The following is a 24,045-nucleotide window of genomic DNA, read 5'->3' as shown; positions in this document are numbered from 1 at the left end:
TGAATGAATAGCGACAACGTTGTAAACGGTAAGTAATCATGAGCTTAGCATTATTACTTACACCATAAGAGTCGGTATTTGAAAACTACAAACCTGAAGTGTAAGCGACGATCTGCTGACGTTCTTCATCCGTTAATTGCGTAATGTTGCCTAGAGGCATATAGCCACTTTGTACTGCAGTGACGATTTTGGCTTTGTGAATTTTCATATCTTCAGGCGTTTGAAGGATGATGCCTGCTGGCGGGGCAGCAAATCCTTGTTGAGTCGGCTGCACGGCATGACACGTACTACAGCGCGTATGCACGACAGCCATGATAGCATCGTCAGCTGAGGCGGTAACTGGTACAGTTTCAGCAGCGCTACTATCATTAGCACTGTCAGTAGTACTGGTCGTGTCAACGGCTGCAGCATTTTCTACTTCAGTATCTGTACTAGCAGTCGGTGGCGTGCTGTCAGTCACTGCAGGTGCAGCAGCGACTGGAGCTGTAGCAGCAGGCAATGGCTTAATTGGGGCTGGACGCATCCAAATAATTAATAATAACGTTAATAGCGCAGGAATCCATAAGAATTTTGTTTGAGTATTACCTAAATGCTTTTGGTTAAAATAGTGTCTTACAAGGGCTGTGATAATACCTACAAATACTAAGATTAACCAACCATGCTCATGAGAATACATCATCGGATAGTGGTTACTAATCATGGTAAAAATAAGCGGTAAGGTAAAATAGTTGTTCATCAGTGAACGGTTTTTTGCTTGTAGAGCTAGATCAGCAACTTCTTTACCTGGTTTTTCACCGCGCCGCACACAATCTACAAGTGCTCGCTGAGCTGGCATGATGCCAAAGAATACGTTACCTGCCATCACAGTACCTAAAATGGCACCAATATGAATAAAGGACGCGCGATCGCTGAACAGCTGATACGAACCCCACGTTGCAATAATTAATAAGGTAAAGATAGTCGAGCTAAATACAAAGGCATTTTTGCCTAGATGACTGCGAACAATCACTTCATAAATAAAGTAACTGCCAAATAAAAATAGTAAGCTTGTTGATATGGCACCAATGCCACTACCAAAAGCGATTTTGCTTGGGTCGATGAGATAAGCGGTGGCGTTGGCATAATAAACAATAGAAAGCATCGCCATGCCCGTCAACCATGTCGTATAAGCTTCCCATTTAAACCAATGCAAAGTTTTGGGCATCTCTTCAGGTTCAAGCTTATATTTAGCAATCTCATAGAAACCGCCGCCATGTACAGCCCATAAGTCGCCTGAAATACCTTTGTCGGTTTTCCATTGTGGTGGCTTACGAAGGCTAAGATCTAACCAAACAAAATAAAAGGACGCACCAATCCATGCAATTCCAGCAATAACGTGAAACCAGCGAAAAAATAAAGCGACCCAATCGAGAAGATATGCACCCATATGGCAAATGTCCTTTTGTCCAATGTTCTTTCATTCAGTATGTTCTTACACTGAAATGTAATAATTTTTACGAACCGCGATAGGTACTGTAGCCATGTGCGCTTAGTAATAGCGGTATATGATAATGACCATTGTCACTTATCATAAAATCGATAACCACTTGCGGATAAAAAGCTGTTAGCTTTTGTGCGTCAAAATAAGTTTGAGTATCAAACGTTAATGTATAACGACCAACATCTAAATGATATTCGGCAATGTCAATAGTCGGGTCAAAAGACCAGCTATCTGGTGCTACGCGACCATCAGCGTTGGTGACCCCCTTGGCCAATAGTGATGCCTCACCGCTTGCGTTTACACGATGGAGCGTCACAGCGATGTCAGCGGCAGGTTTGCCAAGATGGGTGTCTAAGATATGTGATGAGAGAGTACCTGACATGATAATTCCTTTTATTTATTGTACAAGTAAGACGAAGTTTAAGTTAAGCTGTGCCCAGTAGTTTTTGTAGGCGCAAACGCGTAATTTTGTTTTGCTCATTAGCAGCATTAACCAGCTCAGTAGCGCGATCGTTTGGTAGGCGTGCTAACAATAGGTCCAGCATTTGCTGTGCGCTTTTACCCGTGGCAAATACGATAAAGATAAAACCAAACTTATCTAGATAGTCTTGATTGCCTTGAGCCAGTGCTGCAATCACATCATCCTCGGCATCATTTGCGCCTGATTGTTCATGCGCAGCGCTATCTTGAGTATTGCGGTATTTTTCTTTTAGTGAGTCGACATTACCGATTTGCGGATGACCGTCAAAGGCCTCAAGCAGATTTGCTTCAGTCGTTTGAGCCTGTTGCCATGCTTCATCGCTATAAGTGAGTAAAGCATCTATATCTGTAAAAGGACGAGCATTCGCCACTTTCTGTGCCCAGCTGGTGCTCGTGCAACAGGTTAAGAGACATGAGGTCGCCTTTTCTTGCGAGAGAGTATTAAATTGCTGTAAAGTTAAGCTCACAACGAAATCCTTTTCTTTTTATACAAAAGTAGTATTACTTAAGTAGTTATTGCTTTAATATTACCTATTCTGCTTAAACCTGACCATTTGGTCAACTACTTTATGCGAAATACTTGTATTTATCTTACTATGTTCTATAAAAACTAAAAATTGTTCTATAAAAACCAACAATTCAACTCATTTGTTCACCAGAACATAGCTACTCAACAATAATACCTAATGGTTTAAAATATGGCTCATCAAAATCAAGAAAACATCTCATCCGCCTTTGAAGCATATACTCATCGTAGTCAACAAGATATACGCGCGCAAAATCAGGCACTGATTTTGTCAGCGGCTGAAGAGGAGTTTGTTCTACAAAGCTATCGCGGTGCCACCATGCAAGGTATCGCTGATCGAGCAGGGTTACCAAAAGCCAATATTCATTATTATTTTAAAAATAAAAAAAATCTGTACAAGGCTGTGCTGCATTCTATTATTCAAGAATGGAACGAGGGGCTGATTACCATGACAGTGGATAGTGATCCCAAAGTCGTTATCGAAAAGTTTGTACGTACCAAGCTGCATCAGGCATTTGCCAATCCAAACCGACATAAGCTGTTCGCGCTTGAGGTCATCGGCGGTGCACCGCACCTCCATGATTTTATGTCGACTACGATGAAAGAGTGGGCACTGGATAAAACGCAGGTAATGAAGACATGGCATGAACAAGGCAAAATAAGCGTTGTTGATCCATTACAATTGCTGATTCTGATTTGGGCGACAACTCAAAGGTATGCTGAATTTGAAACAGAAATCGTCGGTCTAATGGAGAAAAATGCTTATGATAAGCAAGATGAAGCACGAGCGGCTGAGTTTTTGGTACCGTTTATCTTGAAAGGCTGTGGTCTTTAATGGCTTGTATAGTCAATACGAAAAACCCTATTAACAATGGAGCTGTATGAGTGCTTTATCGTTAAACAGGTACTAAAAGTACAGCAAGCCCTTCTTACTGTACTCAATTAAATGAAGGGCAAATTATAGCGCCTGTCTTTCGACCTCATTTTTACTCTGAGGTGATTTGTGTACAGGTTTCAAGCCATCCTCATGATGCTGCTCATCAGTATCGTATTCAACACCGAAGCTCTTCGGTAAAATCATATCAAGCATAATAGCTACTATACCTGACATCGTCACTGCTGAACCAAAGATATTGCGGAATAGCTGTGGCATTTGTGCGAATACATCAGGTACAAATGCAACCCCCAAGCCAAGGCCTAAAGATGTGGCAATGATTAAAATGTTGCGATGAGTAAAGTTCACTGTTGATAGAATACGAATACCAGCGGTGGCCACGGTTGCAAACATCAGCAAGGTTACTCCGCCAACAACTGGTTTTGGCAGCTGAGTAAATATAGCGCCCAAGATAGGAAATAAACCCATAAAGAATAAGATACCAGCGACATAGAAGCCAACATAACGACTGGCAATACCTGTCATCTGAATAACACCGTTGTTCTGACTAAACGTAGTGACTGGGAAGCTGTTAAATATGCCAGCAATGGCGGAGTTGACACCATCACCTAATACCCCACCTTTAATACGTTTTTCGTATATTGGACCTTTAATAGGCTCGCCTGAGATCATTGAGGTCGCAGTTAAGTCACCCGCAGTCTCAATACTAGTAATGATATACATAAAGGCAATAGGAATAAACGCCTGCCAATCAAAACCAAAACCAAACTTAAAAGGAATAGGTACAGTCAATAGTGGGGCTTCAGCGACTAAAGAGAAGTCGATACGACCCATAAATGCTGCTATCAGCAAGCCTAACATCAGACCAATAAAAATAGCGCTTGAGCGAATAACTTTATTGGGTACGATACTAATAAGCACTACGCTCACTAAGACACCGCCACCTAGTAACAAGTTTGGTATGCTACCAAAATTTTCAGCACCAACACCGCCTGCTAGATCGGTTAGACCAACTTTAGTGAGTGACAGACCGATAGTGACAATGACACAACCAGTGACGATTGGGCTCATCAGGGACTTAAGTTTAGTGATGAACTGGCTTAAAAAGATTTCAACGAATGCTGCAAGGAAGGTGATACTAAAGATGACCGATAAAATCTCTTCAGGACTTCCCCCTTTGTTTTTGACTACAAAACCTGCCGCCAATACGGCCGCTAAGAAACCAAAGCTGGTACCTTGTAGTGCCATAAGGCCTGAGCCTACAGGGCCGACCTTGCGAGTCTGAATAAAGGTAGCAACCCCAGATACCATCAGGGCCATACTGATAAGGTAGGGAATATGTTCACCCAGACCTAAAACACCACCAATGATTAATGAGGGAGTAATAACGCCGACAAAAGCGGCTAAGACGTGCTGTACGGCACCTAAAAATGCTTTTGTAGGGGCGGGACGATCATGCAGACCGTATAATAAATCAGGGTTTCCTTGAGTGGTCTTACTCATCTGGGCTTCCTCCTAGAGTGACTTTTTAGTCCAATCCTTATCAGAAATATTTAGTAATACAGGAAGTGTGTAAGCTAGAACTCCCTATTCGCTTAAAACTATATAACGAATCGTATTGCCTATCTATCCAACAAAGAGTCGCACTGATCCTTGTGCTAATTAATAAAACCGATTAGCCATTATTAATAGTTAATTTACTATAAAAGAGTTATAACAGTCGCTTGCTTAAAGTGTTACGCAACCAACTGTATGTAGCTGATTTATAACTTCTTTAAATAGCACTAACTATGTCAATAATCATCTATTTATTAATGTCATTAACTATAATACCTAAAAAACCTGACTATATGGTCAGATATCTTAGCGTATAACGAAAAGGTAGCTAATTGCAATGTTTTTCTAATATTAAATTCTCATATTAATTATTGCCAAAATGTTATTACTCCGTTATCATACTTGCCATTATTTAAATGTTAATCATTATCATTAACATTTACAATATTCTTATTATATGCAATTAACTGATTACGATTGAAGTTTTAATTATTGTAAAACCAATCTTGTTAAAAGCAGATAAGTATTTAAAAGGTGAGTTAGGGTAAAAACCGTTGATAAACAGTTTTTAATAGTAATTCTAAAAATATAATTTTGACCGTCATTAAAGTGAGTGTGTTATGCGTGAAGTAAAGTTATCAATCTCATCCAACCCATTAACCGTATTATCAATGGGTGTGGCAGCCATATTATGGACACAAGCGGCCAGTGCGGCGGCAGACGATACGCCTAGTACGACCTTACAAACCATTACCGTTACGGCCAATACGTCGGTCAGAGATAAAGTACAAGAAGACAGCGTTTATATCGAAGATTATACGCCCGCCAAGCAGGCCAGCCATTTGAGCGATTTTTTAAACGTGGTGCCAGGGGTGACAGTCGGCGGCACATCCACAGTCAATCAGCGCATCCGTGTGCGTGGCCTTGATGATACCAATTTAAAAGTCTCAATCGATGGCGCGCGCCAAGAAGGGCCACTGTTTTATCATATGGGCGATGTCACCATCGATCCTGACTTGCTCAAGCAAGCTGAGGTGTCCGTGGGCAACAACTCAGTCACGCTTGGCAATGATGCCTTGGGCGGTGCAGTCGCGTTTGAAACCGTTGATGCCGCAGACTTGCTAAGACCTGGTCAAAAAATTGGCGCAAAATTAAAAGCCGGTTATGCCAGTAATAATGACGAGCTACTCACATCAGCGACGGTCTATGGCGCGCCAACTGATAATGTCGATTTATTGGCCTACTATGGCAAACGTGATACAGACTCAGGCGAAGATGGCAGCGGCCGCGAATTGTTTGAAGACAGCGAAAGCGAAAATGTCTTATTAAAAGCTGGTGCTTATCTCACGGACAATCACCGAGTGGGTGCAAGCTTTAGCCGTACCGACAAAGAAGGTGTTTTCCCATTTCGCCCGGATTTTCCAAGCTTAGGTGATGACCCAATACCGCAACAGGTAAAACGCGACACTTATACGCTCGACTACAATTTCAATCCGCTAAATAAGCTGGTTGATGTTGATACCACTGTTTATCAAACCGAGACAGAGATTTCTCGTAATAATAATGCTGAGGTAACATCAGACTATGACTGGAATGCAAAAGTAAAAACCACGGGCGCTAAAGTTGAAAACACCAGTGTCATTGATACCAATGCAGGTCGCCATAAGCTAATCGCAGGCGCTGAGCATTATAAAAAAGAATCTGAAATGGCGCGAGATGGTGCTCAGACTGGTGATGACAGTGCCAATAACACTTCAGTCTATCTAGAAGACCAATGGCAAATGGGCAAATTGACCCTGACGCCAGGCGTGCGCTATGACCGTTATAAATCGCCTGAATTTGTGGCGGGTGGCTCCACTTATGACAATGTCGTCGGTGCTTTGGCGGCCAGCTACGAGATTGCCCCGCGCACGCAAGTATTTGCTAGTTATACTCAGCTGTTTAATGGCCCAGATTTGGCTCAAGCCGTGTTTAATAAAAACGGTGAAGGACTTTATGTCAATAATGATCTCAAGCCAGAAGAGGGTTATAACTCTGAAGTTGGTGTGGCTACTACACTACGCGATCTAACCGTCGCTGATGATGCGCTACAACTGAGTGCAAAATACTTTAGAACCAATATCGAAGACTATCAGCTGTATATGCGTACGGGTGATCGCCCAGGCAGGTTTGGTCTTGACTGCGAAACTGGCGCGATAGGCGGTGAGTGCCAAGGTATGTACAACAGTGATGAAGACTATAAGATAGATGGTGTTGAGCTGGCGGCCAACTATGCTGTTCAAGACTTTGGCATGGGTCTGAGCTATTCGCGTGCCCGTAGCGAAGGCGATAAGACTGGCGATAGCATTCCCTCAGTGAGCGGCGGTAGTGCTGACTCAGGCGATCGCTATATGGTCAACTTAAACTATGCACCAAATGATATGGTTGGGCTTGGCTGGCGCAGTACTTATGTCGCCTCTATCACTGACAATCAAGGAGAGACTAAGCCAAGCTATGACGTACACGATATCTATATGGATTACGCGCCGCGTCAGCTTGATAATGTTACTACAACGCTTGGAGTGTATAACTTGTTTGATGAAACCTATGCCAGCCATGCGTCACGCTTCAATGCCATTGAAGATGAGAGTACTGACTTTGAGCCAGGTCGCAACATCAAAGCCTCACTCACGTATCAATTCTAAACCTTTTTTGGTATTTTAAGTACAAAAAAGCCAGCTGTCTGTATGAGAGCTGGCTTTTTTTATCGTAATTTTAGATCCCACTAAGATACTGTATCTTTTTTAAAGTGGGTCAACGAGACAGTTAAAAGGAGCTGAAAATGGCCAAACCTAATCCAAGACTATTGGAAGTAAAAGGCATCGCTAATACCACCCCAAACATGCGCCGCATTACGCTTGGCGGTGAAGGCATGCAAGGCTTCCCAGCAGATCAAGAAAGTGGCTATATTAAGCTGATGTTTGCAGGAGAGGTAGGGCAAAAGCCTATCATGCGTACCTATACCATTATCCAGCAACGCGCTGATAAGATTGATGTCGATTTTGTGTTGCATGGTCTCAATCACAAAGGCGCTGAAGGTCCTGCCTCACATTGGGCCAAAACCGTACAGGTCGGTGATACCATTATGATCGGGGGACCAGGCCCCAAAAAGCTTATCAATCATGAGGCGGATTGGTTTTTATTGGCAGGTGATATGACCGCCCTGCCAGCCATCACCGTCAATTTGGCACAGCTGCCTAAAGACGCTACGGGCTATGCAGTGATAGAAGTATTAAGCGAAGACGATATTCAGCCGCTACAAAAACCAGAAAACATCACGATCCATTGGGTGATAAATCCGACGACCACCGATAGCCGCTATTCATTATTAGATAAAATGAATACGCTGGACTGGCTGGACGGTGAGGTGGCCGTGTGGGCGGCGTGTGAGTTTAATAGTATGCGCGCGCTACGCCGCTACTTTAAAGAAAAAAGCGTGAATAAAGCCTATTTTTATATCTCCAGTTACTGGAAGCTAGATAATAGTGAAGATGAGCACAAAGTCATTAAGCGTGAAGATGCCGCGTTAGCGTTATAAGTCAAGCATAACAACCAAAGAGAAGTCCGTCCCAAGCTGTATGTCTTAATAAGCCTCGATGTTTTAGATACCAACTATTAGGTAACAGTGCCTTTTAAGCGACAGTTTTAGTTTTTTGCCTACCTTATCTTAAACCGTATCAACAATCACTGGACGGCCCTGATGATTGAGCACAGTTACATCGACGTTGTATAACTCTTTCATCGTTTCTTGCGTGATGACATCGACAGGCTGACCAACAGCCATCACTTGGCCTTCTTTCATGGTGACTACGGTGTCAGCGAATTGTGTGGCTTGATTGATATCATGCAGGACAATTACTACAGTTTTTTGTTGACTGTGGCTTAACTCACGCAGCTCACGCATGAGGCGGCCCGAATGATACATATCCAAATTATTTAATGGTTCATCGAGCAGCAGATAGGGCGTATCTTGGCAGACAATCATAGCGATAAGTACGCGCTGACGCTGTCCACCTGACAGCGTCGACAAGAAGCGCTCGGCAAGTGGCTCAAGCTCAAAGCGCTCAAGGATTTCTTGCACTTTTTGCTGATCATCTGCGGTGGGTTGTCCTTGATGATAAGGGTAACGACCAAACATCAGCAGCTCATGTACGCGCAGGCGTCCTTGTACATGATTGTCTTGCCCGAGCATAGCGACAGTCTTGGCAAGTGTCCGTGCTTGACAGCTGACAATATCATGTTCACCGAAGCTCACTTGACCGGATTGTAGCGGCTGCAAGCGGGCCATGACAGAAAACAACGTAGACTTCCCAGCGCCATTAGGGCCAATCAGAGCAATCACCTGTGCTGTTGGTAAGGTCAACGTAATGTCATGCAAGATCTGTTGTTTACCGATATGGTGAGAGATATTATTCAGTTTAATCATAATCGTCTTATTTTAAAAAATCTTAGGGTTTTCTTGATGAATCGTATTAACTAAATGAATAGTGTCAGCTAAATAGTCATAAAGAACGACGTTGAGACATAAATATCAATGCCAAAAACATCAATCCGCCCGCTAGCTCTATCACTACGGACAACACGCCAGCCATACCGAGCAGTTGCTCAAATATCGTTTGACCCAATACCAAGCAAATCATGGCGATCAGACTGACGAGTATCAGCCGCTCACTATGATACATATGACGCGCCAAACGGTTGGTCAAGGCGCAGACCAGTAGCCCAAAGAAAGTCACCGGACCCACTAGCGCGGTGGCGGTGGCGACCAATACAGCGATGACGATTAACAGTCCAAATGCCAAGCGTTGATAATTGATGCCAAGGTTAATGGCCTGCGATTTACCGAGCATCAACACATCACACTGGTAACGACAGCGCCAGACAAACAGAGCGCTTATCACGCAGATAACCATACTGATGCCCAGTAGCTGCGGATTGACGGTATTGAATTGCGCGTAACTTGCCGACTGTACCACCACAAAGTCATCGGGATTAATCAGCCTCGCAATTAAAGCTGATAAGCTACGAAACAGCACGCCAAAGATTACGCCCACTAGTATCAGTCGCGTCAAATCCTGACTGCTTTTAGAAAACAGCAGCTTAAATAACAATAAGGAGGCGCCAAACATCAAAACGATCTCAAGGGTAAACTTGGCAATGGGGTTGATGCTGGCAAAGCTCATCGCCCCTAAAAAGAACACCAATAGACTTTGCAGCAGCACATAAAGCGAGTCAAAGCCAAGTAAGGAGGGCGTCAAAATCGGATTGTGCGTTAGCGTCTGAAACAGGAGCGTCGATACCCCAATCGCATAGCCGACCACCACGAGCGCCAGCAGTTTTTTGCCGCGTAAGGGTAGCGCAAAATCCCAATAACCATTGACATTGAGGGTCAGAAACAAAGTCATTGATATGAGTAGAATGATAGCTGCTATGGATTTTGGATATGCAGCTATGAATGCCCAAAATTTTGCTAACTGACTTTGGGTAGCGGCTGAATACTGACCGTCTGTTGAAGATAAGTTATCTATCGCTGTGCTGGTTTTGGTAGCACCAATCTTTGTAGAAGTAAGCTTAGTTGATGAGAACATATAAAACCCCTATGGTGCCAAGCTTAGCTAATAAAGCAAAAACAAACGACAGTAAATGAGTGCTGAAAATGAATACAAGTTAGTAAACATAGTGCTACTGTTCAGCTGGAGCACGCAATAACAGCCATAAAAACAGCACCGTACCGACCACACCGAATACCGTAGCGACAGGCACTTCAAATGGGTAGCGAATAGAACGCCCAATGATATCGCACAGCAACACAGCAGAAGCGCCAAGTAGCGCGACCGCAGGCAGGCTACGCCGTAATTTGTCCCCCATGATACGGCTGACGATATTGGGAACAACCAGACCGATGAACGGAATCATACCAACCGTCACCACGACCATCGCACTCATCATGGCGACCATACCAACGCCAATCCAAGTAACCTGACGCTTACTAATACCCAAATTCAATGCGATATTGTCACCCAAGCCGACGATGGTCAGCTTATCCGCGATAATATAAGCAATGACGCAGAGGGCGCCCGTCAGCCAAAGCAGCTCGTAACGACCAGCTAATACGCTTGAGAAATCACCAAACTGCCAGACGCTGAGCATCTGCAAGGTCTCAGTCTGATAGGCAATAAAGGTGGTAATCGCCTCAATAATACCGCCAAAAACAATACCAATCAGCGGAATCATCAAAAAATCCGTCGGCGGGATACGGTGGATGAGCGCCATAAACACCATCATGCCAATAAGCGCGGTCACGGTTGCCACGCTCATTTTGATCAATAAGGTGCTGGCAGGAAACAGCAAACTGACCACCAATAGCCCTAACGCGGCGCTTTGGGTGGCGCCTACCATGGAGGGCTCCACAAAGCGGTTTTTGAGCACCACTTGGATAATCATGCCTGCCACCGCCATCGCAATACCGGTCAAAATAATGGCAATGGTACGCGGCAGACGGCTGACCAGCATCAGCGAGCTGTCTGCATTGGCGCTATGATTCACTAAGCTTTGTAGCATACCCGACCAAGAGAAGTCAGCTACCCCAATGGATAAGCTTAATAACACCAATAAGCTCATAACCACTAAGCTGCCACCATTGATGAGCCACGGCGGCGGGGTGCGCTTGCTGGTAGGGCTGCGAGCACCATATCCTGAGCGCCAAGATGAGACTGCTGTTAAGCTCGCCGCGCCGTGAGTCGCATGATAGGCACTACTGTTATTACGTTTAGAAAATAATGACATAACGGCTACTGGCTTAAAAGCTGTTGTAGGCTGAATGAGAAATCAGCCTACGCTAGAGTATTTGAGGTATTATTTTGCATTACTAAAAGCGGTCTTAATCGAGGTCAAGTCTTGCATCCACTGATTATAACCACCAAATGCCAGGTAGGAGTCTGGGCTTAGGTACACCACTTGGTCTTTTGACCACGCATTGGTTTGCGCCACTAGCGGATTATCGAGTACCGCTTTTGCGCCCACGCCATCTTCACCGATAGCCGCGCTGCGGTCGATGACAAACAACCAGTCCGGATTGGTTTTTTGCAGGTACTCAAACGAGATCGGCTGGCCGTGACGCGCGTCCTCGATTTGCTTATCTGCCATTGGCACGCCAAGCACGCTATGGATAAACCCGAAGCGCGACTTATCACCATAGGCGGACAGCTTATTACCATTGACCATGACCACCAAGCCGGTACCGCTGTCTTGGCTCAAAGCTTTGGTTTCATCAATCAGTCCGTCGATGTTTTGTTGCAGCTTTAGCGCCTCATCACTTTTGCCAAACAAGGCCCCCAAATCATGCAAGCGCTGTTTGCTGGACTCGTAAATATTGGTGGTATCGATCGTCATATCAAGTGTGGGCGCGATGCTTGAGAGCTCATTGTATTTTTCTGCCATACGTGAGCCGACCAAAATCGCTTGTGGCTGCATGGCGTTTAGGGCTTCAAGATCAGGCTCAAATACCGTACCCACCTCTTCTGGATCCGGCTGATTTTTGGAGTACAAGTTATCCAATTTTAGACCACTTGGGATACCTGTGACTGCGACATCAAGCGCCGCCAAGTCCTGCAATAGGGTCATGTCGTAGACCGCTATTGGTGAGGGATTGATCGGTAGGCTGACATCCCCTTTTACTGTATCAATATCGATAGCATTGACAGAAACGGCATCATTATTAGCGACGTTTGAAGCCGCATCCGCTGTTTTATTCTCAACCTTAGTGTCGTCTATTTCCGTCTCATTTGAGTCAGGTGACGAGCAGCCAGTTAAACCGATACTGACAAGCATTGCTGCCGTCATCGTTGCTAATAATGGACGTTTAAATAAAGTAGTAGCGGTCGTAAAATTATTGTTAGCCATAAGGAACTCGGTATATCAGCTGAATGAGCAGTGTATAAAAAAATGTTGATCAGCGTCTTAAAAGCCTCAACGTTAGTCTTAAATACAAAAATAGTCGTGACACTACTCATCTAAAACAAGAAAAATTTGTCTTGCAGGATTAACTACATGGGGCGGTACACAAGACAAAGCTCGGTGGTATTTTTTATCATTTATGCATTCACTATCTACAGGCTTATTGATGTTATTGGTCTAATTAAGCAGTCTTAGCGCATAGATAAGCGGTCATGATAAATTAATTGAGACTCATTATCAATATAAACGATAATGGTTTTTATTAACGTATATTGAATATTCTTTTATTTTATTCAATTAAACCCCTTATTTACGACCTATAAACTTCCATCTGCTTATCATCTAACAGGCAATTATTTAATAAAATTATCATAATTTATTATTGATAATAATTATCGTTTGCATTATTATCTACACCATTATATCTTAGTTAATGCATATTAGAGTGTTATGAGTTCAACGAATTTAGACGCACCATCCTCCAAATTAACACTGACAGCTGTCGCGGCTGTCATTGGCCTACATGTGCTGACTGCTGTAGCCTTGATTGGGATGAAAGCACCTGACATAAAAGTAGCACCAAAAAACCAAATACCGCCTATCGAGATAGAGCTTGTAACATTGTCGCAAAAACAGCCTGTGGCAGCGGTGGAGGAAGTGGTTCCTGATTTGCCGCCAGCCACACCGCCCAAACCTAAAGCGTCACCAGCCGTCAAGGCTCAGCCGAAACCGCGTAAAGAACCTGTCATAAAAGAGCAGAAACCTGAGGTCGCACCGCCCAAAAAAGTAGAAGAAAAAAAGCCTGACATCATTAAAACAAAAACACCAATAGCTGAGCTTAAAGTCGATACTCAAGTGGTTGAAGACCAGCGCAGAGCCAAAGAGCGCCGCCAAGCTGAAGAGCATCGTAGAATAGAGCAAGCACAGCAGAAGGCTGAGCAAGAAGCGCGTGATAAAGCTGAGCAAGAGGCTGAGAAGCTGGCCACAGAACAAGCTGTTAGAGAAGCTGAAGCAAAAGCTGCTCAACAAGCGGCAGCACAAAGAGCAGCACAAGCAAAAGCAGCTAAAGAAGCTGCCGAGGCGGCAGCACAAGCGAAAGCTGCAGCAAGCAATACGCCTGTGAGCTTTACTGCCAGTAATGCAGATTGGGCATCTGCACCGAGATTGAGCTTTCCTGAGCGTGCTGCTCGTAATGCTCGCTCAGGTGATACCTTTAACGTGGTACTAGTGTTAAGAGTCAATAAGCAAGGCGGCATTGATAGTGTGAGAGTGGCACAGTCGTCAGGCAATCCAAGAGTAGATAAAGAGGCGCAGCGTCAAGTACGCTCTGGCAAGTTTAAGCCCTTTACACAAAACGGCGTACCTGTGGTAGGCGATGTAACCTTACCTGTCAGCTACGCTGTACCCTAACGCTGGTGATTAACTAAGATATTCTAAAACATATTTATTTTAAATATTCGTGATAACGAAAGCTGTAATAAAAGTGGCGTTATCCTGTAATGGTATTAAACATTAAGGAGTCTGACATGGACTTTATGCACTACTGGCAAATTAGCGATATGGTGACCAAGACCCTGTTCTTTTTGCTATTGATTTTGTCTATTGTCTCTTGGGTGACGGGTATCATCCGTGTGCTACAAAGTCGCAAATTGGCTGCTACAGTCGCGGACGACTTGAGTCAGCAGATTGCTTCCAAACAGTCTGATCTACTAGAGTCTGATGCGGTCACTCGTCGTTCGGTTACAGAACAGACGCTACTCAAATATATCGGTCGCTACCGCTTTGCTAGTGAGCGCGGACTGCCTATTTTAGGTACGACAGCCGCCATCGCACCCTTTATCGGGCTATTTGGTACGGTATGGGGTATTTTCCATGCGCTACATAACATTGGTAGCACTGGGCAGGCAGGACTTGCGCAAGTAGCAGGGCCTGTGGGCGAGGCACTGATTATGACGGGTTTAGGTATTGCTGTCGCGATTCCAGCCGTTATATTTTATAACCTTGCAGTGCGTATCAATCGCCGCGTTATGTATCATGCCAATGACCGCGCCCATGATTTATTAGCGTCGTCTGCCAAGCAAGCAGCCACCAATAGCCGTCCAAGTACCATACCAACCGCGCAGCTAGCAAAAGATCAGCAAGTTGCCAAAAAAGATGCACAGCACGCCGCGCATTATCATAGCTCAGCACCATCACAGGGGTAGTAGCCATCCTCTAATAAGGTCGTTAAAACCGACGAAGGTTATGATCAGATAATAGATGTAAGTGGTAGTGTGAATAACCAAATGAATCAAAAGCAGCATGTCGAGGGTAATTATGGCATTTCAACTGGGTGATGATGACGTTCAAGGTATGAATGAGATGAACCTTATTCCGCTGATCGATGTCATGTTAGTGTTGATGATTATTTTTTTATTGACGGCGACGGTATTAAACCCCACAGTGCCACTAGATTTGCCAAAAACTAGTGCCACAGTTAATGAGACCCCGCCTGAGGTGATTCAGATCAGTATTGATGAAGATGCGGGAATATTTTGGGATGATAAAGCCATTAGTCTAGAGGCTTTAGAGGTACGTTTGCAACAAGAAAGCGCTAAGGGTAAAGAGCCTTCAATACAGCTACGCGCGGACAAAGATAGCAAGTACGATACCGTGGCGCAAGTATTGGCAACGGCTAGTGAAGCAGGTCTGTCCAAAATAGCTTTTGTAAATGAGTAGTTTTTATAGATAGGCTGTATTGAAAGGTTGGCCCTTATAGTAATAGGCTTGCCAAAAAAACCAATAAACCCAGCAATAAAAATATAATCAATACAATAAGAAGAATAATTAAAATAATAAATTTTTTCTCCAGCCTTACTTGGGTAACCTTGTAAGGTTTCTTTATTGTAGAATGATTTTAAAGTGTCAATGTTATTTAACAATGCCAGTAAAGTTCAAAGCTCGTTGTAGTGGTTACCAGCCATAGCCAAATGGACGATAACCATAGCCAAAGCGATTAGGTCCGTAGCCGAACGGATAAGGCGTGCGTAGGTAGTCGAGGTCACGCTGACGAATGTAATAGTAGCGACCTTGCGAGTAAGCTTCCTCTAACTTTTCGATGTTATCTAACGGGCAGACAGGTTGCCAGTCATAGCCTTCGCGGCCAAGCTTGTAAGCGTTCAGCTCGGTACAATAATTTTTGAGACCTTGCTGGCGTCCCTGTTCCCATCGGATACGGTTAGGGGTAGCGCCGTCAACGCTTGCACATTGATTGGTATAGTGACCAAAATAAGCCCCTGAGCGGCCGCGGATACCATCTGCATAGCCGACTTCTTGCCAATTGCTGGCTTGGCACTGCTGCGGCGTGAGGTTTTTTGTCGTGGCACAGCCTGATAAGGCGAGTACAGCCGCGCCCATCAGCCCCAATGCTATACCCGATTTATTGACTCGTATATCGTTTACTTTGTCGCCAAAAGCAGCAGCCAATGAGTGTTGTTTAAGAAGATATTTCATAATAAACCTGCGCGCGTTTAAAATTATGGTTTATCATAGCATTTTTTGTACGAATGACTTTTATATCTTGTTATCGGGTTGAATTATTATCACTTTTTAAGTAGTTGATATAGAAGTGTTTGTTTGCCTTTTACTGATAAAGAGCAGAAGCTTGTGCTTGAATTTTAAGTATAAGACCGCGATATTAGTCTGCACATAGCATCTTGAAAGTGTCTCTTTATTGGCTAATAGCACATTAATTTAATATATAGTGCCTATAAAAGAGTTGGCCATATTTGATAACGATGGCTAGAAGACAAGTATCATTTATAATGTTAATAGATGCTTATTAACCAAACGATAAGGCAAGTTTTTCATGGGGCTATGGATCGCAGTCGTCATTGTACTATTTGTATTAGGGAGTATGATGGCGCTTAAACCAAACGGTATTGATCAGCGTTTAGATAAGCTGCGTATGACAGCGCGTCGTCTACAACTTCATCCAAAGCTTGTGGCTTGTCCTGATTGGATCAAAGGCCGTGACAATGAGTATGGTCGCGGGATGCTTGGTCAGTACTGCCTTGTGTTAGAGGATACACAGCTGCCGCATATGCGTTATCAAGTTATTGATGGCCAATGGCGACCAGACAGCAATTTTATCGATACGAGTACAGATGATAGTAAGCTTACGATTCCAAGTGTGATTCGTAATCATCAAGCTAGTAACAGTACGGTACTCAAAAAAACCAATTTTGCTCTAGATAAAGCGCCGCTGGATTTGCCTGTTAGTATCGAGCCATTTGTAAAAGGTCTGCTGACTAAATCTAACAGCATTGTTATATATTGGGAAGATATCGCTTATGTTCGTCCATTGACCAATCCTAATTACCAATCAAAAATGATTGAAACTGACTTACTTGCACTCAAAGAAAACCTTGAAAAGTGGGCCTTAACCATGCGAAAACAGCCATAATCATATAAAACGGTCATGAAGCTGGTAAAGGGTTTTTTCATCTCCATTAAGGGATATTGAGCAGACGTTTTTGGCAAACTCTAAATTATTTAAAGTTGACAGTTTCACTATTAGCAGTGTAACGTCTTTATAACCGTATTTTTGTTTTATGGTTATTGTTTGTTAAGTAAACATTTTTAATGGCAGCTATTACTACAATAAAACGCTGAACTATTATCATTAGTCAATAAAATTGCCATGCTGCTGAATTTATCCTTACTTTTAATCTACTTATATTATGGTGTCGTCACATATGGCAAAAACTACAACTAAAAAGAAGGCAACTGCTGCTGATAAACCGAAAGGTAAGTCTTTAGTTATTGTCGAATCACCAGCCAAGGCCAAAACCATCAATAAATATCTTGGCGATAGTTTTATTGTTCGCTCAAGTATTGGTCATGTCCGTGATCTGCCTGTCAGTGCCAGTAAGAGTGCCAAAAAAGCTACGACGGCCAAAAAAGATGAAACGCTAAGCAAAGAAGAAAAGGCGCAGCAAGCTCTAGTACGCCGTATGGGTGTCGATCCAGAGCACGACTGGGCAGCAGTCTATGAAGTACTACCGAACAAGACTAAAGTTATCAAAGAGCTGAAAGCTCTGGCCAAAGACGCCGATAAAATCTATTTGGCAACGGATATGGATAGAGAAGGGGAAGCAATCGCTTGGCATCTAAAAGAAGTCATCGGTGGCCCTGATAATAAGTATCAACGTGTGGTCTTTAATGAAATTACCAAGTCCGCTATTCAAAATGCGTTTAAAGAACCATCGAAGCTTGATATCGATCGCGTCAACGCCCAGCAGGCGCGGCGCTTTTTAGATCGGGTCGTCGGCTTTATGGTGTCGCCGCTGCTATGGCAAAAGGTCGCTCGTGGCCTGTCTGCAGGACGCGTGCAGTCGGTTGCTATGCGCTTGGTCGTTGAGCGCGAGCACGAAATTCGCGCTTTTATACCAGAAGAATATTGGCAAATTCATGCTGATACTCACGTTACCAATAGTACTGCCAAAAAACCTACAGACGCTGAGCAAACTGCTTTGCGCTTAGAGGCGACCAAGCAAGGTGGTAAGACGCTTAAGCTTGTCAATAAAGAGCAGACTGACAAAGTCTTAGAGGTATTAAAATCAAGCGACTTTATCGTAAAAGAGCGTGAAGAAAAGCCAACACAATCACGTCCAAGTGCGCCGTTTATTACCTCGACCTTGCAGCAAGCTGCTAGCACCCGCTTAGGGTTTTCAGTTAAAAAGACCATGATTTTGGCCCAGCGTTTATACGAAGCGGGTCATATCACCTACATGCGTACGGATTCGACCTTCTTGTCTGGTGACGCATTAGCTGCTGCACGTGGCTATATCGAAGACAACTATGGCGCAAAGTATGTACCAGAAAAGCCAAACTTTTATGGTAACAAACAGGGTGCACAAGAAGCGCATGAGGCGGTTCGTCCCTCTAACGTCAACATGAAATCTACTCAGCTAAAAGGTGTGGAGCGCGATGCCATACGTTTGTATGAGCTGATTTGGCGTCAGTTTGTCGCTTGTCAGATGCCGCCAGCAAAATATTTGTCGGTAAACCTATTCGTTGGTGCCAGTGATGTCGAGTTAAAAGCTCGTGGCCGCACCATGACCTTTGATGGTTATACTAAAGTGATGCCACCAGCTAAAACTGACGATACTTTGTTACCCGATGTCAAAAAAGGCGATCAGCTCACCTTAGATAAGCTTGATCCAAGCCAACATTTTACTAAGCCACCACCGCGTTATACTGAAGCAAGTCTCGTTAAAGAGCTTGAGAAAAAAGGTATCGGACGTCCATCGACTTATGCCTCAATTATCTCAACCATTCAAGATCGCGGTTACGTCAAATTAGAAAACAAGCGTTTATTTGCCGAAAAGATGGGTGATATCGTCACCGACAGATTGACAGCAAGCTTCCCAGACTTGATGGATTATACCTTTACCGCAGCATTAGAAGATAAGCTTGACCATGTCGCAGAAGGCGATCAAGACTGGAAAGATGTGTTAGACAACTTCTATGGTGACTTTAAGACCAAACTTGAACATGCCAAAGATAAAGATGGTATGCGTCCTAATGATCCGACGGATGTGCCAGATGTACACTGTGATATTTGCGATCGTCCGATGCAACTGCGCACGGGCTCAACGGGTGTGTTCTTAGGTTGTACTGGCTACAACTTACCCCCTAAGGAGCGCTGTAAAGGTACAAAAAACTTAATGCCAGTCGAAGCTTTTGCTAATCTTGATGATGCCGAAGGTGACGATGAAGCGGCCGAAGTCAAAGATTTGATGGAAAAAAAGCGCTGCCCGAAGTGTGGTACAGCCATGAACGGTTATATCGTCGATGGCGGTCTCAAGCTACATATCTGCGGCAATAATCCTGATTGCGACGGCTATATCCTAGAAGAAGGTAAGTTTGAAGTACCGGGCTCAGATGCGCCAACCATCGACTGTAATAAGTGTGATGGGCAGATGGAATTAAAGACGGGACGTTTTGGTCCTTACTTTGCTTGTCAAAAATGTGATAACACGCGTAAAGTGCTCAAAACGGGAGAAGCGGCACCGCCGCGTATGGACCCAATTCATATGCCGGAGCTCAAATCGACCAAGCATGATGATTATTTCATTTTGCGTGAGGGGGCGGCTGGGATGTTCTTAGCAGCATCTAAGTTCCCAAAAGTACGCGAGACGCGTGCGCCAAAGCTTGCTGAGCTACGCGCAGTCAAAGACAAAATGGAAGACAAGTTTCAGTACCTGTTTGAAGGACCAGATGAGGATCCTGATGGTAATCCAACGATTTTGCGCTGGTCACGTAAGAAAAAAGAGCAGTATATCGGCTCTGAGAAAAACGGCAAAGCCACGCGTTGGGGTGTGTACTGGCGCAAAGGCGAATGGGTAGAAGAATAAGCTTCTTTTACCTTTACTATAAATAATTTTAAGCTATAAAAAAACCTCTTAGCATCCTAAGAGGTTTTTTATTGTTGATAAGAGTTAAGCTAAACGTTATTATTTCTTTTCGATGATACCGCAAGCGATACGGTCGCCAGCGTTACCTGCTGGTTGACTGGTATAGTCATCAGCGCCAGCATGAACGATAAAGGCACGGCGATTGACACTGTATTTACCTGTTTGAGCTGCTGAAATTTGCTTGTTCACATAGTTGATAGTGGCAACACCATCTTCATTGGCTGTTAAGTTAGGCAAGTCACCTGCATGACCGTTCATATCATCTGGGTTAGAGTGGGGGAAGTTATCAGGATTAAAGTGACCACCTGCTGCTTTACCCATATCAGCGCAGCTACCAGTTTCGTGAATATGTAGCGCTACTGTTTTACCTGGTGTCATATTCATAAGCTTACCGTAAACCTGTACACCGCCATCAACAGGGCGCAAGAACACTTGACCAACTTCCTTATTACCATCAACCGTTTTAATCGTTGATTTTAGAGCAGGTTGACTAAACGGATTACCTGTTTGGAGCTGATCTTGTACTGTTTGGCAACCTGTCATTGCTAACGCTGAACCACATAATAAAACACTTGCAAGCATCGTCTTTTTCATTGTTTTCTCCATTTTATTCGGTTATTGAACGTTTTTATTGATAGTTAAGCCTACTATCTATATAGGTTTGTTCTGTACTGTTCGCTCTGTACTACTTACAGACATCACAGTCAGTATAGACAAACATTCGTCATAGTTATTCACCATAAGCGCAACAATCGGTTAATAAATGTAAATAACGTATGGGTTTGAAAAATGAGAACATGAAGTAAGAATAAAAAATATAAGCTACGGTCATTACAGTAGTATCAAAGAGAATAAGTAGGCTTAGCTAAGTAGAAAAGAAACATAAAAAAAGACCGTAATTGATATTACGGTCTTTTTGCATTTATTGACTATTTATAACTTCACAGCTTAATTGTGCAGCGCTTTACCTGCCGTTTTATCAACGGTCACTTTTGCAGGTTTTAGTGGCGTTGGCATACTGACCAGAGCGACCTTTAATATCTCATCAATTGTCGCTACAGGCTGAATGGTTAAGCCTTCTTTGACGTTATCAGGGATATCAGCCAAGTCGCGCTCGTTACTCGCTGGAATCAATACGTGCTTGATACCGCCGCGATGGGCTGCGAGCAGCTTTTCTTTAAGACCACCAATGCGCAAGATTTTACCGCGCAGTGTAATCTCACCTGTCATCGCAATATCTGGACGAATGGCAATACCAGTTAAGGCAGAGACTAGGGCGGTCGTTAACGCACCACCAGCAGATGGACCATCTTTTGGTGTCGCACCCTCTGGCATATGTACATGAACGTCAGTGGTTTTGACAGTCTCATAGTCAATACCTAAGCTATCACCGCGAGCACGAACGACACTCATAGCAGCGCGAATCGACTCTTTCATCACATCACCTAGTGAGCCAGTGAAGCTAAGCTCACCTTTGCCTTTCATGGCTACCGCTTCGATGGTTAATAACTCACCACCGACTTGTGTCCAAGCAAGACCAGTAATACGACCAATTTCAGGGTCTTTTTCGGCCAATCCATAATCGTATTGATGGACACCTAAATAGTCATCGATGTTTTTATCATCGACTACGACCAGTTGACGCTCATCTTTTTTCGGTGCGCGTGCGCCATGGTTCTCAACCGAACCGCGTACGACTTTACGGCAGATTTTATTAACTTCACGCTCAAGGTTACGCACACCTGCTTCACGTGTATAGCTACGTACGATACTGTGCAACGCCGCTTCTACGATTTCAATCTCGCCTTCTTTGAGCCCATTTTGCTTGATCGCTTTTGGTACAAGATATTTTTGCGCGATATTGACCTTTTCTTCTTCGGTATAACCTGGCAAACGGATAACTTCCATCCGGTCAAGAAGGGCAGGCGGGATATCCATGCTGTTAGCAGTACAGATAAACATCACTTGTGATAAGTCTAAGTCCATATCTAGATAATGGTCGTTAAACTTGTCATTCTGCGACGGATCTAACACTTCTAATAGCGCTGATGCTGGATCACCACGGAAGTCTTGTGCCATTTTATCGACTTCATCTAGCAAAAATAGCGGGTTTTTCACCTCTACTTTGGCTAAAGACTGGACGATTTTACCTGGCATTGCACCGATATAAGTACGGCGATGACCACGGATTTCAGCTTCATCACGGACGCCACCAAGTGCCATACGCACAAACTTACGACCAGTTGCTCGCGCAATCGATTCACCCAATGAGGTTTTACCCACACCAGGCGGACCCACGAGACAAAGAATCGGACCGCGCAATTTTTTCACACGCGATTGGACCGCTAAGTATTCTAGAATGCGATCTTTCACATCTTGCAAGCCATAGTGGTCTTCATCAAGCGTGGTCTTAGCTTTTTCTAGATTGATAGAAACTTTGGTGGTCGCATTCCATGGCGTGTCCAAAATCCATTCGATATAGTTGCGTACGACCGATGACTCACTCGATGCAGGCGGCATCATCTTAAGCTTTTTAAACTCTTGCTCCGCCTTCTTACGGACATCATCGGGTAAGTCAGCATCTTCTAGACGCTTTTCAAGTTCAGCGACATCATCATCGCCATCGAACGCGCCGTCATTCATATCAGACAGCTCGTTTTTGATGGCTTTCATTTTTTCGTTTAAGAAGTACTCGCGCTGATTGTCTTCCATTTGCTGACGTACCGCATCTTGAATATCTTGTTCGATATTCTGCTCGGCACTTTGCTTAACCAAATATTCAGTCAAGGTATTGATGTGAGCTTTGATGTCATCATTTTCTAAAAACGACTGCTTGACATCAAGATCCATCGATACCCGAGTTGAGATAAAATAGACCAACTCAAGCAAATCATCAATGCGCTTTGCGACACGAGTAAGCTCACGAGCATTACGTAAGCGTGCATCAGCGTAGCTTTCAAACAAGCTGGTTAAAGCTTGAATGGTATCTTTTTGTTGGCTCTCATCCATTTGTACATCAAGATCAGCGCGCTCAAAGCTTGCCATCAAGACATGGTCATGACTTTGGATGGTATCGACACGCGCACGATATTGACCTTCGATAAGGACTTTAATGCAATCCTCGTCGCTATCATGTGGCATGGTGCTGACGATGCGACACACCGTACCGTATTGGTACAAGTTGTCCTGATCGATATCTTCGGTCAATGAGTCTTTTTGTGCTACGACCAATACTTTATTACCATATTCAGCTTGCGCCAGCTCAACCGCTTGCACGGATGGTGCACGACCGACGAATAGGGCGATTTGCATGTGCGGATAGACCACCACATCTCTAAGGGCCAGAAGTGGCAAATAGTCGTCCTCAGCACTATCGTCTTTGACAACGTCAGATGACGCGCTCAACTCATCTACAGATGAGTTATCTGTTTCGTTATCATGGTCAATAGCAGATGATACATCGATGTCGATGTTGTCTTTATCAATATTATGTTCACTCATATATTTTTCCTCGTTAACCAGACTTGTAAAGTCAAGTTCGTGGTTCATGTTTAGATAAATGGAGTCCCCATAAAAAATTGCAAGGCCTTACTATAGTCAATGCTAAATAAAATCAAGACATCAATAACCATGTAAAACTAAGGCAAATTCT

The 24,045-nt window shown here is 43.9% G+C and carries 19 protein-coding genes; 8 read left to right on the top strand and 11 right to left on the bottom strand.

Features of this window, described 5'->3' with window-relative positions:
- Positions 1-85 precede the first annotated feature (85 nt).
- From ACS8FB_RS06875 to uraD, 3 genes are all read right to left on the bottom strand, one after another.
- Positions 86-1,426 carry a urate hydroxylase PuuD gene (locus tag ACS8FB_RS06875; protein WP_439261684.1) on the bottom strand — a complete coding sequence of 447 codons (1,341 nt, stop codon included), beginning with the start codon at positions 1,424-1,426 and terminating at the stop codon, positions 86-88.
- A gap of 67 nt (positions 1,427-1,493) precedes the next feature.
- Positions 1,494-1,862, bottom strand: coding sequence for a hydroxyisourate hydrolase (gene uraH / locus ACS8FB_RS06870; RefSeq protein WP_299217180.1), 369 nt, complete (start codon positions 1,860-1,862; stop codon positions 1,494-1,496).
- 43 nt (positions 1,863-1,905) lie between these two features.
- A complete protein-coding gene (gene uraD / locus ACS8FB_RS06865; protein ID WP_439261683.1) occupies positions 1,906-2,427 on the bottom strand; it encodes a 2-oxo-4-hydroxy-4-carboxy-5-ureidoimidazoline decarboxylase in 522 nt (173 codons plus the stop codon).
- A gap of 231 nt (positions 2,428-2,658) precedes the next feature.
- Here uraD and ACS8FB_RS06860 point away from each other — a divergent pair, with 231 nt between their 5' ends.
- Complete coding sequence (locus ACS8FB_RS06860) at positions 2,659-3,321, top strand: TetR/AcrR family transcriptional regulator (protein WP_439261682.1); 663 nt, start codon at positions 2,659-2,661, stop codon at positions 3,319-3,321.
- Between the two features lie 123 nt (positions 3,322-3,444).
- Here ACS8FB_RS06860 and ACS8FB_RS06855 read toward each other — a convergent pair whose 3' ends face one another.
- Entirely contained in the window at positions 3,445-4,884 is a 1,440-nt protein-coding gene (locus ACS8FB_RS06855; protein WP_439261681.1) for a uracil-xanthine permease family protein, read from the bottom strand.
- Between the two features lie 674 nt (positions 4,885-5,558).
- Between ACS8FB_RS06855 and ACS8FB_RS06850 the strand changes: the two genes are divergently transcribed.
- On the top strand, positions 5,559-7,622 hold the full coding sequence (locus ACS8FB_RS06850; protein WP_439261680.1) for a TonB-dependent receptor domain-containing protein: 2,064 nt from the start codon (positions 5,559-5,561) through the stop codon (positions 7,620-7,622).
- Between the two features lie 137 nt (positions 7,623-7,759).
- Positions 7,760-8,515, top strand: coding sequence for a siderophore-interacting protein (locus ACS8FB_RS06845; protein WP_439261679.1), 756 nt, complete (start codon positions 7,760-7,762; stop codon positions 8,513-8,515).
- Positions 8,516-8,644: 129 nt separating this feature from the next.
- Here ACS8FB_RS06845 and ACS8FB_RS06840 read toward each other — a convergent pair whose 3' ends face one another.
- The 4 genes from ACS8FB_RS06840 to ACS8FB_RS06825 form a co-directional block, all read right to left on the bottom strand.
- On the bottom strand, positions 8,645-9,403 hold the full coding sequence (locus ACS8FB_RS06840) for an iron ABC transporter ATP-binding protein (protein ID WP_439261678.1): 759 nt from the start codon (positions 9,401-9,403) through the stop codon (positions 8,645-8,647).
- Positions 9,404-9,479: 76 nt separating this feature from the next.
- Positions 9,480-10,565, bottom strand: coding sequence for an iron chelate uptake ABC transporter family permease subunit (locus ACS8FB_RS06835; RefSeq protein WP_439261677.1), 1,086 nt, complete (start codon positions 10,563-10,565; stop codon positions 9,480-9,482).
- A gap of 94 nt (positions 10,566-10,659) precedes the next feature.
- Positions 10,660-11,763, bottom strand: a complete 1,104-nt coding sequence (locus ACS8FB_RS06830; RefSeq protein WP_439261676.1) for an ABC transporter permease — start codon at positions 11,761-11,763, stop codon at positions 10,660-10,662.
- Between the two features lie 69 nt (positions 11,764-11,832).
- On the bottom strand, positions 11,833-12,879 hold the full coding sequence (locus ACS8FB_RS06825; protein ID WP_439261675.1) for a siderophore ABC transporter substrate-binding protein: 1,047 nt from the start codon (positions 12,877-12,879) through the stop codon (positions 11,833-11,835).
- A 504-nt stretch (positions 12,880-13,383) separates the two neighbouring features.
- On the opposite strand from ACS8FB_RS06825, the gene ACS8FB_RS06820 reads away from it, so the two are divergent.
- From ACS8FB_RS06820 to ACS8FB_RS06810, 3 genes are all read left to right on the top strand, one after another.
- Positions 13,384-14,343 (top strand): energy transducer TonB, encoded by a 960-nt coding sequence (locus ACS8FB_RS06820; protein ID WP_439261674.1) that lies wholly within the window; start codon positions 13,384-13,386, stop codon positions 14,341-14,343.
- A gap of 116 nt (positions 14,344-14,459) precedes the next feature.
- Positions 14,460-15,137, top strand: coding sequence for a MotA/TolQ/ExbB proton channel family protein (locus ACS8FB_RS06815; protein ID WP_439261673.1), 678 nt, complete (start codon positions 14,460-14,462; stop codon positions 15,135-15,137).
- Between the two features lie 112 nt (positions 15,138-15,249).
- Positions 15,250-15,651, top strand: coding sequence for an ExbD/TolR family protein (locus ACS8FB_RS06810; RefSeq protein ID WP_439261672.1), 402 nt, complete (start codon positions 15,250-15,252; stop codon positions 15,649-15,651).
- A 234-nt stretch (positions 15,652-15,885) separates the two neighbouring features.
- Here ACS8FB_RS06810 and ACS8FB_RS06805 read toward each other — a convergent pair whose 3' ends face one another.
- Complete coding sequence (locus ACS8FB_RS06805; protein WP_439261671.1) at positions 15,886-16,425, bottom strand: DUF2799 domain-containing protein; 540 nt, start codon at positions 16,423-16,425, stop codon at positions 15,886-15,888.
- A 355-nt stretch (positions 16,426-16,780) separates the two neighbouring features.
- Here ACS8FB_RS06805 and ACS8FB_RS06800 point away from each other — a divergent pair, with 355 nt between their 5' ends.
- Both ACS8FB_RS06800 and topA read left to right on the top strand, forming a co-directional pair.
- Positions 16,781-17,377: a hypothetical protein gene (locus ACS8FB_RS06800; RefSeq protein WP_439261670.1), complete on the top strand. Its 597-nt coding sequence runs from the start codon at positions 16,781-16,783 to the stop codon at positions 17,375-17,377.
- 292 nt (positions 17,378-17,669) lie between these two features.
- Positions 17,670-20,333, top strand: coding sequence for a type I DNA topoisomerase (gene topA / locus ACS8FB_RS06795; protein ID WP_439261669.1), 2,664 nt, complete (start codon positions 17,670-17,672; stop codon positions 20,331-20,333).
- 99 nt (positions 20,334-20,432) lie between these two features.
- Here topA and ACS8FB_RS06790 read toward each other — a convergent pair whose 3' ends face one another.
- Positions 20,433-20,987: a superoxide dismutase family protein gene (locus ACS8FB_RS06790; protein WP_439261668.1), complete on the bottom strand. Its 555-nt coding sequence runs from the start codon at positions 20,985-20,987 to the stop codon at positions 20,433-20,435.
- 354 nt (positions 20,988-21,341) lie between these two features.
- Positions 21,342-23,798: an endopeptidase La gene (gene lon, locus ACS8FB_RS06785; protein ID WP_439262129.1), complete on the bottom strand. Its 2,457-nt coding sequence runs from the start codon at positions 23,796-23,798 to the stop codon at positions 21,342-21,344.
- Between the last annotated feature and the right edge of the window lie 247 nt (positions 23,799-24,045).

Source organism: Psychrobacter sp. 1U1, from assembly GCF_051847535.1.
Classification (GTDB): domain Bacteria; phylum Pseudomonadota; class Gammaproteobacteria; order Pseudomonadales; family Moraxellaceae; genus Psychrobacter; species Psychrobacter saeujeotis.
This window is presented reverse-complemented; position numbering and strand designations above follow the sequence as displayed.

Coding starts and splice junctions, on each gene's coding strand:
- ACS8FB_RS06875 (WP_439261684.1), bottom strand. CDS start 1,426: ATGGGTGCATATCTTCTCGATTGGGTCGCTTTATTTTTTCGCTGGTTT.
- uraH (WP_299217180.1), bottom strand. CDS start 1,862: ATGTCAGGTACTCTCTCATCACATATCTTAGACACCCATCTTGGCAAA.
- ACS8FB_RS06860 (WP_439261682.1), top strand. CDS start 2,659: ATGGCTCATCAAAATCAAGAAAACATCTCATCCGCCTTTGAAGCATAT.
- ACS8FB_RS06855 (WP_439261681.1), bottom strand. CDS start 4,884: ATGAGTAAGACCACTCAAGGAAACCCTGATTTATTATACGGTCTGCAT.
- ACS8FB_RS06850 (WP_439261680.1), top strand. CDS start 5,559: ATGCGTGAAGTAAAGTTATCAATCTCATCCAACCCATTAACCGTATTA.
- ACS8FB_RS06845 (WP_439261679.1), top strand. CDS start 7,760: ATGGCCAAACCTAATCCAAGACTATTGGAAGTAAAAGGCATCGCTAAT.
- ACS8FB_RS06840 (WP_439261678.1), bottom strand. CDS start 9,403: ATGATTAAACTGAATAATATCTCTCACCATATCGGTAAACAACAGATC.
- ACS8FB_RS06835 (WP_439261677.1), bottom strand. CDS start 10,565: ATGTTCTCATCAACTAAGCTTACTTCTACAAAGATTGGTGCTACCAAA.
- ACS8FB_RS06830 (WP_439261676.1), bottom strand. CDS start 11,763: ATGTCATTATTTTCTAAACGTAATAACAGTAGTGCCTATCATGCGACT.
- ACS8FB_RS06825 (WP_439261675.1), bottom strand. CDS start 12,879: ATGGCTAACAATAATTTTACGACCGCTACTACTTTATTTAAACGTCCA.
- ACS8FB_RS06820 (WP_439261674.1), top strand. CDS start 13,384: ATGAGTTCAACGAATTTAGACGCACCATCCTCCAAATTAACACTGACA.
- ACS8FB_RS06815 (WP_439261673.1), top strand. CDS start 14,460: ATGGACTTTATGCACTACTGGCAAATTAGCGATATGGTGACCAAGACC.
- ACS8FB_RS06810 (WP_439261672.1), top strand. CDS start 15,250: ATGGCATTTCAACTGGGTGATGATGACGTTCAAGGTATGAATGAGATG.
- ACS8FB_RS06805 (WP_439261671.1), bottom strand. CDS start 16,425: ATGAAATATCTTCTTAAACAACACTCATTGGCTGCTGCTTTTGGCGAC.
- ACS8FB_RS06800 (WP_439261670.1), top strand. CDS start 16,781: ATGGGGCTATGGATCGCAGTCGTCATTGTACTATTTGTATTAGGGAGT.
- topA (WP_439261669.1), top strand. CDS start 17,670: ATGGCAAAAACTACAACTAAAAAGAAGGCAACTGCTGCTGATAAACCG.
- ACS8FB_RS06790 (WP_439261668.1), bottom strand. CDS start 20,987: ATGAAAAAGACGATGCTTGCAAGTGTTTTATTATGTGGTTCAGCGTTA.